General features: G+C 65.9%; 14 protein-coding genes. 6 read left to right on the top strand and 8 right to left on the bottom strand.

Annotation, left to right across the window (positions count from 1 at the left end; genetic code table 11):
• Window positions 1-36 precede the first annotated feature (36 nt).
• Complete coding sequence (locus Q0D31_RS15520; RefSeq protein WP_291852615.1) at window positions 37-402, top strand: BA14K family protein; 366 nt, start codon at window positions 37-39, stop codon at window positions 400-402.
• 64 nt (window positions 403-466) lie between these two features.
• On the opposite strand, the gene Q0D31_RS15515 is transcribed toward Q0D31_RS15520, so the two are convergent.
• On the bottom strand, window positions 467-2071 hold the full coding sequence (locus Q0D31_RS15515) for an outer membrane beta-barrel protein (RefSeq protein WP_291852612.1): 1605 nt from the start codon (window positions 2069-2071) through the stop codon (window positions 467-469).
• Between the two features lie 219 nt (window positions 2072-2290).
• Between Q0D31_RS15515 and Q0D31_RS15510 the strand changes: the two genes are divergently transcribed.
• The gene (locus tag Q0D31_RS15510; RefSeq protein ID WP_291852608.1) at window positions 2291-3301 is read left to right on the top strand and encodes a KpsF/GutQ family sugar-phosphate isomerase; all 1011 of its coding nucleotides are present in this window, start codon (window positions 2291-2293) and stop codon (window positions 3299-3301) included.
• A gap of 92 nt (window positions 3302-3393) precedes the next feature.
• Here the strand turns inward: Q0D31_RS15510 and Q0D31_RS15505 are convergent, their stop codons facing one another.
• Entirely contained in the window at window positions 3394-3945 is a 552-nt protein-coding gene (locus Q0D31_RS15505; RefSeq protein ID WP_291852604.1) for a carboxymuconolactone decarboxylase family protein, read from the bottom strand.
• Between the two features lie 72 nt (window positions 3946-4017).
• Here Q0D31_RS15505 and Q0D31_RS15500 point away from each other — a divergent pair, with 72 nt between their 5' ends.
• On the top strand, window positions 4018-4353 hold the full coding sequence (locus tag Q0D31_RS15500) for a helix-turn-helix domain-containing protein (protein ID WP_291852601.1): 336 nt from the start codon (window positions 4018-4020) through the stop codon (window positions 4351-4353).
• Between the two features lie 150 nt (window positions 4354-4503).
• Here Q0D31_RS15500 and Q0D31_RS15495 read toward each other — a convergent pair whose 3' ends face one another.
• The 3 genes from Q0D31_RS15495 to hemH form a co-directional block, all read right to left on the bottom strand.
• Entirely contained in the window at window positions 4504-4950 is a 447-nt protein-coding gene (locus tag Q0D31_RS15495; RefSeq protein WP_291852598.1) for an NfeD family protein, read from the bottom strand.
• Between the two features lie 43 nt (window positions 4951-4993).
• Entirely contained in the window at window positions 4994-5989 is a 996-nt protein-coding gene (locus Q0D31_RS15490; protein ID WP_291852595.1) for an SPFH domain-containing protein, read from the bottom strand.
• A 171-nt stretch (window positions 5990-6160) separates the two neighbouring features.
• Window positions 6161-7198 carry a ferrochelatase gene (gene hemH / locus Q0D31_RS15485; protein WP_291852593.1) on the bottom strand — a complete coding sequence of 346 codons (1038 nt, stop codon included), beginning with the start codon at window positions 7196-7198 and terminating at the stop codon, window positions 6161-6163.
• Window positions 7199-7288: 90 nt separating this feature from the next.
• On the opposite strand from hemH, the gene Q0D31_RS15480 reads away from it, so the two are divergent.
• Together Q0D31_RS15480 and Q0D31_RS15475 are read left to right on the top strand one after the other, a co-directional pair.
• Entirely contained in the window at window positions 7289-7687 is a 399-nt protein-coding gene (locus Q0D31_RS15480; RefSeq protein WP_291852590.1) for an MAPEG family protein, read from the top strand.
• 268 nt (window positions 7688-7955) lie between these two features.
• Complete coding sequence (locus Q0D31_RS15475; RefSeq protein WP_291852587.1) at window positions 7956-8942, top strand: tripartite tricarboxylate transporter substrate-binding protein; 987 nt, start codon at window positions 7956-7958, stop codon at window positions 8940-8942.
• A 46-nt stretch (window positions 8943-8988) separates the two neighbouring features.
• On the opposite strand, the gene Q0D31_RS15470 is transcribed toward Q0D31_RS15475, so the two are convergent.
• The 3 genes from Q0D31_RS15470 to Q0D31_RS15460 are packed head-to-tail and all read right to left on the bottom strand — an operon-like array spanning window position 8989 to window position 12762.
• Window positions 8989-9996 (bottom strand): nickel/cobalt transporter, encoded by a 1008-nt coding sequence (locus Q0D31_RS15470; protein ID WP_291852584.1) that lies wholly within the window; start codon window positions 9994-9996, stop codon window positions 8989-8991.
• 32 nt (window positions 9997-10028) lie between these two features.
• On the bottom strand, window positions 10029-10670 hold the full coding sequence (locus tag Q0D31_RS15465) for a DUF1007 family protein (RefSeq protein ID WP_291852582.1): 642 nt from the start codon (window positions 10668-10670) through the stop codon (window positions 10029-10031).
• A gap of 1 nt (window position 10671) precedes the next feature.
• Window positions 10672-12762 carry a M3 family metallopeptidase gene (locus Q0D31_RS15460; RefSeq protein WP_291852579.1) on the bottom strand — a complete coding sequence of 697 codons (2091 nt, stop codon included), beginning with the start codon at window positions 12760-12762 and terminating at the stop codon, window positions 10672-10674.
• Window positions 12763-12985: 223 nt separating this feature from the next.
• On the opposite strand from Q0D31_RS15460, the gene Q0D31_RS15455 reads away from it, so the two are divergent.
• Window positions 12986-13246 carry a hypothetical protein gene (locus Q0D31_RS15455; protein WP_291852577.1) on the top strand — a complete coding sequence of 87 codons (261 nt, stop codon included), beginning with the start codon at window positions 12986-12988 and terminating at the stop codon, window positions 13244-13246.
• Window positions 13247-13664 lie beyond the last annotated feature (418 nt).

The following is a 13664-nucleotide window of genomic DNA, read 5'->3' as shown; positions in this document are numbered from 1 at the left end:
CAGGCATCACTCAAGCGCAACCAGAAAGGCGTCAGTATGAGAACTCAGAAAACCGGCGGTGGCGTACGCCGCCGCATCACATCCGTGCTCTCGGCAGCCGTTCTGCTGTTCATGTACGCCTTCGGCATGATTGCCACGACCGGCGCCTTTGTGGCGGCGGGCGTCTCACCGGCCTTCGCGCAGCGCGGCCGGGGCCGCGGGCGGGGCCGCGGCGGCGGCAATCTCGGTCCGGCGATCGGCCTCGGTGTCGGCGCGGTCATCATCGGCGGCGCGATCGCGGCGCACGCCGCCGAGCAGCAGCGGCGGGATGCCATCAATTACTGCATGCAGCGCTACCGCTCGTTCGACCCCTACAGCATGACCTATCTGGGCCGCGACGGCTTCCGCCGTCCCTGCCCGTAAGGACGCGCCCTTCATATCCCTCCCCCTCGTGGGATCCTCCCCACAAGGGAGAGGAATAACGCCATCAATGCTGCAGCCGCACGCCCAGCAGCACGACGGTCGAGGCCGTGCTGTTGCCCGGCAGGCTCGACTCCAGCCAGTTGCGGCGCAGCGTGCCCTTGAGCCAGACGTTGCGGTTCATCTTGTAGACCGCCTCGCCCGACAGCGCGTAGATCCGGTCGCTGCGGTTGCTGCCCTGGTAGTCGAGCGTGCCCCAGGTGAACTTGCCGATAGCCGTCAGCCAGCGGCGGAAGTCGTGATCGACCTCGATGGTATAGACGCGCGTCAGCACGCCCGAGGCGCCCGGCAGCGTGGTCTCGGCGATGGTGGTGTCGGAATAGAATTTCGCGGTGGTCAGCGGCGTCGCGGTCCAGGTCAGCGACGACGAGACCAGCAGGCCAGACAAGCGGTTCAGCCTGGTATCGAGATAATCGCGCGCCGCGTATCCTATGCCGATCTCGCCGGTCAACAGCCGCGTGAATTCGAAGCTGCTGCCGCCCTTGAGGTAGCCGCCGGTGGAATCGCGCGCGAAGCCGTTGCGGTCGAGCTTGAGGTCGTGGACGCGGCTGTCGCCCTGCACTTCCACGAACGGCTTCAAGCCGGGCATCCAGTCGTAGCTGACCCTGCCGACGCCGCCGAACTGGTTGAAGTTGCGGTCGTCGTTGCTGGTCGAACTGCCGTCGGTGAGCTTTGAATGGCTATAGTCGGTGCGGTCCAGCGTGAGGCCGGCGGAAACCTGCAGGCGGTTGAAGCTCTGGTCGGCGCCGAGCGTGCCGCCATACGCGGCGAACACCGGATAGCTGGCGAGGCCGGCCTGGATGTTGGGGCTGCCGGGATTGTCGGTCGCAACCCTGAGCCGCGCCTGCGCGGTCAGGCGGCTGTCGCGGGTAACGTCGAGCCGGCCATCGACATGGCCGATGAAGTCCGGTCGGTCGATCACGACCGGCGCCGACGAGACCGTGCCGTCGCCGGGCGGCGGGAAGGTGCTGCCGTAGCCGGTGAACGATCCCCTGAGGTCGGCGACCAGCGCGTGCCGCTCCCAGTCGGATACCGCGAGGAATTCCGGCGCGACCACGTAGAGCGCCGAGCCCCTTGCGACAGCGGTGCGGCGCGGGTTGGTGTCGTGGCCGCCCGAGAGTTCGAGCGCCGACTTGATCAGGAAGCTGCCGGCATAGTCGCCGACCGCGCCGAACGGATCGGAGTCCACTTTAAGCCGCTTGCGCGGCGGCTGTCCCGCCACCGTGCCGGCCATCGCCGCCGGAATAGGCGGCCTGTTGGCGGCTAGCGCCGACGGCACCGAGGGCCGCGGCGACGGCTTCGCCCTCGCCTGGCCCGGATAGGGGTTCGGCTTCCGGCGCTTGCGGTTCAGCGAGTCGAAGCCGGTGCCGGACGCGCCGCTCGCCGCCGGTACGCCGTAGTTCGGGGTTCGCCCGATCCGCGACGGCGCAGGATTGCCGGGCGAGCCGCCGGCGTCGGCGGCCGTCCGGCGCAGCGGCGAATCCGGCGGCCTCGCCATGCTGGCGCGGGTCGGGCTGAACAGGTCGGCGGTGACGGTCTGCGCCTGGACGCCGCCGCTGAGAGCGAGCAGCACAAGGCACGGCAAGGCTGCGCGAAAGCGGCGCGCACGCATCCCCTGGCCCGGTCCTGGACCTGCCGTCACGGTATGAATACTCCAACAAAACAAAAGCTTGCAAGCGTCGCGGCGCGCAGCCGCGGAACCTGTCGTTAATGGAGTTAAAACAATTATGGTTAATGAGCCGTTGAGAGCGCCGCCGCGCGCGTCGCATCGCCGGACCGGCCATGCTAGATACGGGTTCGGGGGCCGCGCCCCTTCTCCCTGGGATCAGACATGGCCAATCCGAAACCGTTGATGGCGAAATCATCCGGCACCGATGCCCCCGATGCCGTGCAGTCGGCGCTGCGGACGCTCGACGCCGAGGGCGGCGGGATCGCCGCGATCACGGCGGCGCTGCAATCCGATCTTCGCGCGCCCTTTGTCGCCGCAGCCGACCGCATCCAGAACGCCAAGGGACGGCTGATCGTCACTGGGCTCGGCAAGTCAGGCCATATCGGCCGCAAGATCGCCGCCACCTTTGCCTCGACCGGCACGCCCGCCTTCTTCGTCCATGCCGCCGAAGCAAGCCACGGCGACCTCGGCATGATCACGCCTGATGACGTGATCCTGGCGCTGTCGTGGTCGGGCGAACAGCCGGAGATGAAGAACCTCATCACCTACGCCAAGCGCTTCCGCATTCCGGTGATCGCGATGACGGCGGATCGGGAGTCCTCGCTGGCCAAGGCCGCCGACGTCGCGCTGACGCTGCCGAAGGCGCGCGAGGCCTGCCCGCACAACCTGGCGCCGACCACCTCCTCGCTGATGATGCTGGCGCTCGGCGACGCGCTGGCGATCGCGCTCCTGGAAGGCCGCGGCTTCACCTCGGTCGATTTCAGCGTGTTGCATCCCGGTGGCAAGCTCGGCGCGATGCTGAAATATACCCGCGACCTCATGCATTCCGGCGACGCGGTGCCGCTGAAGCCGCTCGGCACGCGCATGTCCGACGCGCTGGTCGAGATGACCTCAAAGGGCTTTGGCTGCGTCGGCATCGTCGACGCCGCCGGACAGATCGCCGGCATCGTCACCGACGGCGACCTGCGCCGCCACATGGGACCGGACCTGATGAGCGCCGTTGTCGATGAGATCATGACGCGGAGCCCGAAGACGATCAGCCGCGATCTCTTGGCCAGCGAGGCGCTGGAAATCCTCAACTCATCGAAGATCACCGCGCTGATCGTGACCGACGCCAACAAGCCGGTCGGCATCGTGCATCTGCACGACCTCTTGCGCGCCGGCGTGGCGTAGGTTTGCGCTCGTCATTCCGGGGCGCGTCGAAGACGCGAACCCGGAATCTCGAGATTCCGGATTCGATGCTGCGCATCGCTCCGGAATGACGACTACTCCGGAAACCGCGCCGCCGTCTCCTCCAGCGGCAGCGCCAGCCCGTTCGCAAGATACGACACGGTGCGATAGAAGCCGCACAACAGGATGATTTCGAAGATCTGCGCCTCGTCGTAGTGCTTCGACAGCCCGGCGAACTCGGCGTCGCTGAGAGTTGCCCGATCGTGCAGCGCGTCGACGGCCGCTATCAGCGCCTGTTCCGCTGCCGACCAGCATTCGTCGGTGGCAGCGCCGCGGACGGTGGCGCGGACTTCTTGCTCGGTCAGATGCGCGGCTTGCGCGAACGCCGCGACATGCACGCCCCACTCATACTCGCATCCTGTCCGCGCGCAGGTGCGGTTGATGACGATCTCACGCTGCCGCAACGACAGCGGCCCGCGGTCGAGCAAGCTGCCGGCGCGGAATTTCTCCCATGCTCGGGCGTTTCTCGCGATGACGCGAAACAGCATCAGCGGCGGCGCGCCGCGCATGACCCGGTCGAAATGTTGCTGAATCTCCGGTGAGTAGGGCGGCTGCAACGGCGCGATGCGCGGCCTGGGCTGTGACACGATCAACTCCTGTGCTACAATAAACGTAGCGATACGCTACAATAAATGTAGCGCAATGCAAGAGAGGATTCGATGTCGAAACCGGCAGCTATGGCGACGAAGCGGGCGGTGCGGGGCTCAAAATCGGGTCGGCCGATCATGGCGCTGCTCGATCTGCTGGGGCGGCGCTGGACGTTGCGGATCGTTTGGGAGCTTCGCGAGGGATCGCTGAACTCGCGGGCGCTGCGCACCGCCTGCGACGAGGCCTCCCCGACGGTGTTGCAGGCCCGGCTTTCAGAGTTGCGCGAGGCCGGCTTGATCGAATTGGTGCAAGGCGACGGCTATCGCCTCACCGGGCTCGGCCAGGAGCTGAAGGAGACATTCCTGCCGCTGCATCGTTTTGCCGAGCGGTGGAGCAGGCGGAGTTGAGCGGGCTTCCTATACCTCGCCCCGCTTGCGGGGAGAGGTCGCCGCGTTTACGCGGCGGGTGAGGGGGTACAGGTCCGTCAACTCGCGCCGAACTCGCGGATAGACCCCTCACCCCGACCCTCTCCCCGCAAGAGCGGGGCGAGGGAGGCGCTAGGCCACCGCCACCGTCAGGCTGGCGCCGTCGGCCTGCACCACCCGGACCCGGCTGCCGGCCGGCGCGTCGGGGCCGGCGACGCGCCAGATCGTGTCGTCGATCCGCACCGTGCCGGTTCCGTCGACGATCGGTTTATCGAGAATGAACTCGCGGCCGACCATGGCTTCTGTCCGCCGGTTCAGGAACGGATTGCTCTGGCTGCGGCTTCCCGCGCTGCGCGCGAAATAACGCCACGCCGGAACGGCTGCGACCGCCAGCACCGCGAACATCAGAATCTGCGTCTGCCAGGACGGGTTGATGGCGAACGACAGCACGCCGACCAGCAGCGCCGCAAGCCCGAGCCAGAACAGGAAGATGCCCGGCGCCAGCAATTCCAGCGCCATCAGGATGAAGCCGGCGATCAGCCAGTTCCAGGCGCCCAACGTCGTCAACATCTCGGCCATGACACGAACCTCTCCTCAAGCAGCGTGATTGCGGGTCAAACCCTTATTTTTGTGACGGCGCCGGCGGCGGCGTGGTGTTCGGCACCGATGAGGTTCGCCGCGCGAGCGCGCCGGCTGACGTCGCGGCGTCGCCGAAGGTGGCCCGGGCGATCTCGCCGATGCCGGCCAGCGAACCCAGAATGCTGGTCGCCTCGATCGGCAGCATGATGATCTTCTGGTTCGGCGACTCCGCCAGCTGCCCGAACGCCTTGATATATTTGTCGGCGACAAAGTAGTTCAGCGCGGCGACGTCGCCCTTGGCGATGGCTTCGGAGACCATCTGCGTCGCCTTGGCCTCGGCCTCCGCGGAACGCTCGCGGGCCTCGGCGTCGCGGAAGGCGGCCTCCTTGCGGCCTTCGGCCTGCAGAATCTGGCTCTGCTTGGCGCCTTCGGCGCGCAGGATCTCCGACTGGCGCTGGCCCTCGGCCTGCAGGATGTCGGCGCGCTTGACGCGCTCGGCCTTCATCTGCCGACCCATCGCCTCGACCAGGTCGGCCGGCGGCACGATGTCCTTGATCTCGATGCGATTGACCTTCAGCCCCCACGGCGACACCGCGGCGTCGACCACGCGCAACAGCCGCTCGTTGATCTCGTCGCGGTGCGACAGCACCTGGTCGAGGTCCATCGCGCCCATCACCGAGCGGATGTTGGTCATGGTCAGCACGATGATCGCCTGGTCGAGATTGGACACTTCGTAGCTCGCCTTGGCGGCGTCGAACACCTGATAGAAGGCGACGCCGTCAACGGTCACGGTAGCGTTGTCCTTGGTGATCACCTCCTGCTCGGGAATGCTGATCACCTGTTCCATCACATTCACCTTGCGGCCGACGCGGTCGAAATAGGGAACGATGACGTTCAGCCCCGGCGACAGGGTGCGGGTGTACTTGCCGAACCGCTCGATGGTCCAGTCAAAGCCCTGCGGCACGGTCTTGACGCCGGCGAACAGGGTAACGATGACGAGCAGGACAAAGGCAATCGCGAAGATGTCGAAACCAGTCATACACTTCCTCCAAAGCCGGCAAGGTGCGTTGCCGGACGCGATCACGGTTTGTCTGCAACGCGGCGGCGCGGGTTCAGTCCGGCCGTCTCAAGCAGCCTCTGTATAGCCGGGGAGGCGTTTGCCGGCCACCGGATGTTCTGCATCCCGGATGCCGGCCGCAATCTATGGGGGTCAGATCCAGCCTTGAAGCTCGCGCAACACCAGTTGCCGGATCACGTCCATGCCGGGATCGCTGTCATTGAGGCAGGGAATGGCGGCAAACTGCTCGCCCCCATTGTGCTTGAAGATTTCGGCGTTCTCCTGCGCGATCTCCTCCAGCGTCTCCAGGCAATCGGCGGCGAAGCCTGGTGTCACGACGGCGATGCGCTTGACGCCATCTTTCGCAAGCTGTTCGATGGTCTTGTCGGTATAGGGCTGCAGCCAGGCGTCGAAACCGAACCGCGACTGAAAGGTCAGCATCAGCTTCGAGGCATCAAGCCCCATCCGCTTGCGCAGGCTTTCGGTGGTGGCGATGCACTGCGCCTGGTAGGGATCGCCCTTGTCGACATACTTCTGCGGCATGCCGTGAAACGACGCCACGATCAGCTCGGGATGGAACGGCAATGTCGCCAGATGCGCATTGATCGAAACGGCCAGCGCCTCGATGTAGTCAGGGTCGTCGTAATAGGGCGGCGTCACCCGCAATGTCGGCTGCGCGCGCATGCCCGCCAGCACGCGAAAGACCTCGTCGCAGACGGTCGCCGAGGTCGCGGCGGAGTATTGCGGATAGAGCGGCACCACCAGCAACCGGTTGCAGCCCTGCGCGGTCAGCGCCTCGATGCGCGAGCCAATCGAGGGGTTGCCGTAACGCATTGCCCAGTCGACCACGACGTGGTCGTGATCGGCGATCGACCCGGCAAGCTTCTCGGCCTGCGCGCGCGTGATGGTCTTGAGCGGCGACTCGTTTTTCTCGGCATTCCAGATCTTCTGGTAGTCGCGCGCCTTGCGACCCGGCCGCACGCGCAGGATGACGCCGTTGAGGATCAGCTTCCACAACAGCCCCTGGTCCTCGATCACGCGCGGGTCGGAGAGGAATTCCTTCAGATAGACCCGCACGCCGCTGGCATCCGCGGTATCGGGGGTGCCGAGATTGACCAGCAGCACGCCGACGCGCTCCGGCTGGGCTGCCGGCGCGGGCTTGGCGCTTCCGATCGGGACGACCACGGTCATGATTTTGACGGCATCGCGCGTCGCCCCATCCTTGTCAAGACAACCCCGCTTGTTCGATACTGATTGCTATTGCCGCGGTCTGGAGGAGCCATGACGGTCGCCGAATGGTGCGTTTTCGGAGCGCTGATGCTGTATCTGTTAACGATCGCCACCGTCAAATGGATCAGCGTTGGGCAGTTCGACAATTCCAGGCCGCGCGACCCTACCTTTTATGACGACCCGATCCGCGCCCGCGCGCTCGGCGCCCACCAGAACGGCATCGAGGCGTTTCCGTTCTTTGCGGCCGCGGTGTTGCTGGCGGAGTTCCGGCTAGGACCGCAGCGCCTGATCGACGAGCTGGCGGTGCTGTTCCTGATCGTGCGGATCGCCTATGTCTTCACCTATCTCGGCAACCGCCCGACGCTGCGCTCCATCCTCTGGAGCCTGGGCCTGGCAATCAATATCGCGATCTTCTTCCTGCCGGGGATCAAGGCCTATCTGCCGGCGTGAAACAACACGCGGAGTTGTGCCGCCAGGTGCTTCTCGCGCCGGTACCTGGTGACGCAGGCCCTGTCGCCGGACGCTCCGGACTGCGGCGAACGGTCCATTAATTCCCCTACCGCTGGCGCCTGCCGCCTGTATGCTCCCTGCCTGTCGAAACAAGATCAGCGGTTCTTTCGCCCCGGAAATCGGGATCCGACAGCGCTGCCGGATTTTGCCCCAACCAATCAAGAAGAATCTGATGATGGAGGAAGTGATGCCGCACCCCAAGCAGCCCATGTCTGTCAACCGCCGCACCCTGCTCGGCCTTGTCGGCGGGTCGATCGCCGCGCCGTTCCTGGCCCCGCAAGTGGCGCGCGCGCAGGAGGCCTGGCCGGCGCGGTCGGTGCGCTATGTCAACGGATTTCCGGCGGGGGGCGCCACCGATTCGCTTTCGCGCATCCTCTGCCAGAAGATGAGCGAATTGTCCGGGCAGTCGTTTGTGGTCGAAAATCGGGCGGGCGCAGGCGGCGCGCTGGGGGCCGACGCAGTCGCGAAGTCGCCGCCGGACGGATACACGATCGGACTGGGCGGCATCGCCAGCAACGTGCTGGCGATCGGAAGCTATGCCAAGCTCCCCTACGATCCGGTCCGTGATTTCACCTTCATTTCAGGCATGTGGCAGTTGCCGAACATCCTGGTCGGCAAGAAGGATCTGTTCTCCTCGGACCTGAAGGAGCTGCTGGCCGCCTTCAAGAAGGAGCCGCGCAAATACACCTACGCCTCGGCGGGCTTCGGCACGACATTGCATCTGTCGGGCGAGATGATGAAGAGCATGGCCGGCGTCGATGTGGTCCATATTCCCTACAAGGGGGCCGCGCCGGCGATGAACGACCTGCTCGGCGGCCAGGTCGATATGCTGTTCGACAATCTGCCGGGCTCGCTGCCCAGCGTGCGCGCCGGCCTGGTCAGGCCGATCGCGGTGACCTCGAGGACGCGCATCCCCGAACTTCCCGACGTGCCGGCCATGGCCGAATTGCTGCCGGGATATGCGATGACCTCGTGGACGGCGCTGATCGGGCCGGCCGGCATGAAGGCCGATCTGGTCGCGCAGATCAACGCGCTCACCGCCAGGGCGCTCGCCGATCCCCAGGTCAAGACGCGCTACAACGATCTCGGCGCCTCGACCTGGCCGACTTCACCGGCCGAGATCGCCGCATTCCGCGACAGCGAGCAGGCGCGGCTGTTGCCGATCATGCAGGCGGCCGGGATCAAGCCGGAGTGAGACGGGGCGGGCGGAGCACGGCGCGCTCAATCGTCGATGCTCGCCGTCACAGGCAGGTCGCGCGCTCGGCGGCGAGGTAGCCGAACAAGAGGCCGAGGCCGAACAGCAGTACCAGCCCGGCGGCGGCGAATTCGATGCCGCGCATGACCAGCACGCCGCCACCCTCGCGCCCGGCGCTGAGACGCCGGGCAAGGCCCTTCGCCGACACCGCAACGACAGCGATGGTGGCGACCGTGATCGCGGTGCCAAGCCCCATCACGAAGGTCGCGGCGATGCCCGCCCAGAACAGGCCCTGCGCCAGCGAAAACACCAGCACCAGGATCGCGCCCGAGCAGGGCCGCATGCCAACCGCGAAGATCGTGCCGAGCCCGCGCCGCCAGCCGCCGGGGCCGGCGAGCTGGTCCGGCGTCGGCCCGTGCGAATGGCCGCAATGCTCGTCGTGAAAATGGCCGGGATGGTGATCGTGGTGGCCAGGGCTGTGGCCGTGATGATGATGCGCCGCAGCGACCGCCAGTTCGGGCTTGGTGCCCAGCGCGCGCATGAAGCCGCCGCCCTTGGTCCAGACCAGCCGGGCGCCGAGGACCGCGATCAGGCCATAGCTTGTGATCTCGATCGCCTTCTCCGCGGAGCACATGGTTTTGGCGGTGGCGGACAGCAGCCAGGCGAAGACGGCCACGATCGCCACCGCCACCAGCGCCTGCAGCAGCGCCGAGGCGAATGACAGCGCGATGCCGCGCCGCGCGGTTTCTTCGTTGGCGACGAGATAGGACGAGATCACCGCCTTTCCGTGGCCGGGTCCGGCGGCGTGAAACACCCCGTAGCCAAACGCGATCGCCAGCAGCGTCCAGACCGCGCTGCCGTCCGACTTCGCCGCGCGGATCGTCGAGGACATCTCGCGATAGAATTCGGATTGCTTGGCGAGAATCCAGCCCACAACGCCGCCGGCCTGCGGCTCGGCGGCCGGACGCGGCCCGCCGAACGGATTTTGCGCCGCCACCACGTGCAAGGCGGCGTCGAAAACCGCGAGGGTCGCGAGCGCGGCGGCCGTGATCATCAAGCCTCGTGCGAGGCGGGCGGGCATCCCCCTCACGGGCAGTTCACCGTGATCTTGTTGGCGTACATCGCGCCGTAGTTCGAGTTGTCGCCACTCATGAAATTCTGCTCACTCAGGCGTTGCGTGTTGGCGGTTTCCTCGTTGGGCCGCTGAAAACGCAACTGACAGGCAGCGGGCGCGCCGACCAGCTTGATCGGCTCCTTGTCGTCGAACTTGAAGTCGATGAAGTAGGACGGATCGAACACATCAAGCGCGAGCTGCTTGGGCGTCACCGGCGCCTTCAGCGGCAGCATGAAATGCAGCGTCAGGGCGCCGTCCTTGTGCTCGAGGAAATAGTCGACCGGTTCCGTGAACTTGGTCTTCTTGCCGTCGGCTTTGGCGAACGTGAAGAAGTCGAAATCCTTCAGCGATTCGACGTTGGTCTGCGCCAGCGGCGCGAGGTCCTCGCGGCTGTAGACGCCTTTGGTCTTGGTTGTGATGCCTTGCAGCGCATAGGTCGAGAACATGTCGTCGAAGGTCCAGGCGTGACGCACGCCCGTCATCGCGCCATCGGGCGCATAGACCACCTCGCTCCTGGCGGTGATCCAGACATGCGGATGGGCCTCGGCCGCGGCGCCGCCGAGCGCCGTGACCAGGAACAATGAGCCGAGCAAGCGGTTCAGGCGATATGTCATCTCAGGCAGCCTCAGGGGTTTCGAGCAGGCCGCGCCGGCGCAACAGCGCCTCGGGCTCCGGCGCGCGGCCACGGAAAGCGATATAGGCATCCTCGGGGTCGCGCGAGCCCCCCGACGCGTAGATGTCGTCGTGCAGCCGCCTGGCGGTGGCGGGATCGAAGATGTCGCCGGCCTCTTCGAAGGCGCCGAACGCGTCGGCGTCCATGACTTCGGACCACATGTAGCTGTAGTAGCCGGAAGCGTAATGGTCGCCCGAGAAGATGTGGCCGAAATGGGTGGGCCGGTGCCGCAGCGCGATTTCAGCGGGCATGCCGATCTTCTCCAGCACGGCTTTCTCGAACGCGGCAACGTCGCGGCTGGCGGAAGCCGGCTGGGTGTGGAACTCCAGATCGATCAGCGCCGAGGACACGAACTCCAAGGTGGCAAAGCCCTGGTTGAATTTTCGGGCGGCGAGGAAACGCTGCAGCAGCTCGTCAGACAGCGGCTCGCCGGTCTGATAGTGTCTTGCGAACCGTCGCAGCACCTGCGGCTGTTCCTGCCAGTGCTCGTAGAGTTGCGAGGGCAGTTCGACGAAGTCGGTGAAAACCGACGTGCCCGACAGCGAGGGATAGGTCACGCTGGACAGCATCCCGTGCAGGCCATGGCCGAACTCGTGGAACAGGGTGCGCGCATCGTCCGGCGACAGCAGCGACGGCTCGCCGCCGGCGCCCCTGGCGAAGTTGCAGACGTTGATGACGAGCGGCGCGATCTCGCCGTCGAGCGTCTGCTGGTCGCGTAGCGAGGTCATCCAGGCGCCGGAGCGCTTGGAGGGCCTGGCGAAGTAGTCGCCGTAGAACAGCGCCTTGTGCCGGCCAGCGGCGTCCTTGACTTCCCAGACCCGGACGTCCGGATGCCAGACCGGAATGTCCCTGCGCTCCGAGAAGGTGATCCCGAACAGGCGGGTGGCGCAGTCGAAGGCGGCCTTGATCATGTGGTCGAGGACAAGATACGGCTTGATCGCGGCGTCGTCGAAATTGGCGCGGCGCTGCCGCAATATCTCAGCGTAGTAGCGCCAGTCCCACGGGGCCAGCATGAAGTTGCCGCCCTCCTCCGCGATCAGCGCCTGCAGGGCATCGCGGTCGGCCAGCGCGCGGGCGCGTGCAGGCTTCCAGACCCGCTCCAGCAGGCCACGCACCGCCTCCGGCGTCTTGGCCATGGAATCCTCGAGCCGGTAGGCGGCGTAGGTCGGAAAGCCCATGATCCCGGCCGCCTCCTCGCGCAGCGCGACAATCTCCGCGATGGTGGCGTTGTTGTCGTTGGCGTTGCCGTTGTCGCCGCGCGCCGTGAAAGCCTTGAAGACCTTCTCGCGCAGGTCGCGGCGGGAAGAGCTCTTCAGGAACGGCTCGACCGAAGACCTTGAGAGCGTCACGATCGCCTTGCCGGCCATGCCCCGCTCGTCGGCCGCCGCCTTCGCCGCGGCGACGAAAGCCTCGGGCAGCCCGGCGCGGTCGTCTTCACCGAGCTCCATGAACCAGTCCTGCTCGTCGCCGAGCAGATGGTGGCTGAACGAGGTGCCGAGCTGCGCCAGCCGCTCGTTGATCTCGGCGCGGCGCTTCTTGGCGGCCTCCCCGAGGCCCGCGCCGGCGCGGTGGAAGTTAGTGTAGGTTCGCTCCAGCAGCCGCATCTGCTCGCCGGTCAGGCCGAGCGTGGCGCGGTTGCCATGGAGCAGCGCGATTCGCCCAAACAGCACCGCGTCCATCATGATCGGATTCCAGTGCCGCGCCATCCGCAGCGAGACTTCGGTGTCGATCTCCAGGATCGCGGGATTGGAGTGTGCCGAGACCAGGCCGTAGAACACGGCGGCGACCCTTGCGAGCAGCCTGCCGGAGCGCTCCAGCGCCGTGATGGTGTTGGCGAAGTCCGGCGCGGAAGGGTCGTGGGTAATCGCGGCGATCTCTGCGGTATGGTCGGCGAACGCCTGCTCGAAGGCCGGCAGGAAGTGCTCGGGCTCGATCTCGGCAAAAGGCGGCGTCTCGAACGGCGTCTGCCATGGCTGCAGCAGCGGGTTCGCCCGGGCTTCCGAAATGGCCGCCGCTTGCGGGTTTTCTGACATCACAATTCCCGTTTTCCGTCTGGACGTTTCGGCCTGATTCGATCAGCACCGCGCCAAGGTCCGTCTCGACGCGTTTCCTTTACACCAAGCCGCGCCCGCTTCGCTCGAAAACGCGCTGGGAGATGCGGCAATCTATATCACCCGGTGCGGCATTTTTGGGCCTTTTAGGCTTGATAGCGGCCGCCTTTTCGGAGAGATTGCGGCCCCCGAACAGGAACTTTCCATGAGCCCGCAGCCTGCTTCCTCCGCCAGCCGCGAAATCGTCTGGCAAAGCGTCATCACCGTCGTCTCGGCGGCGATCCTGATCGGCGCGGAGGTGTTCGGCGCGGCGTTTGCCGGCGGCTGGGCGCTCGCGATCCTGTTCGGCCTCGACGACACCGGCACGCACATCCTGCAGGCGGTGCTGTTTGCGATCGGCGTCATGATCATGGTGGCGTTCATCCGCACCGCCCAGCGCATCGAGCCGTTTACCAAACGCGCCTGAGGCGCGATAGCGCTGATTAACCTGCGTCAGGCGCGCAAGCATCTGTCGCAAATCTTAACACCCGTTCATCTTTGTCGTGTGCGGCGCGCGCTGGAAAGATCGTGCAAGCACAGGTCGGGGAAATTTGCTCCCGGCCGAAAAAAATCTTGCGAAGCGGAATCAAAAGCCCTATTTCCAGCCTTGCCCAATTTCGCACGTGCCTGTGGTCGTGTGTCAGTCGGTAGGTATCCGGACAAGAGGCCGGACAGCCGCCAAGGGATGAAGAACCGAGGGTCGCTCAGGTCCAGACCTCATAGGTCGAAGATCAGGGAGGCCAGCATCTCTCTCAAGAGATGCCGTTGAAGGCTTCTGCATCCTTTGCAACCGTGACTGGCAGCCGGAGGCGAACCGGCGCACCCCGCTCTCAACGGGGGACGCG

The sequence above is a fragment of the Bradyrhizobium sp. genome (genome assembly GCF_022844465.1).
GTDB lineage: Bacteria > Pseudomonadota > Alphaproteobacteria > Rhizobiales > Xanthobacteraceae > Bradyrhizobium.
The sequence above is the reverse complement of the archived record's forward strand: the minus strand, read 5'-3'. Positions and strand labels throughout refer to the sequence as shown.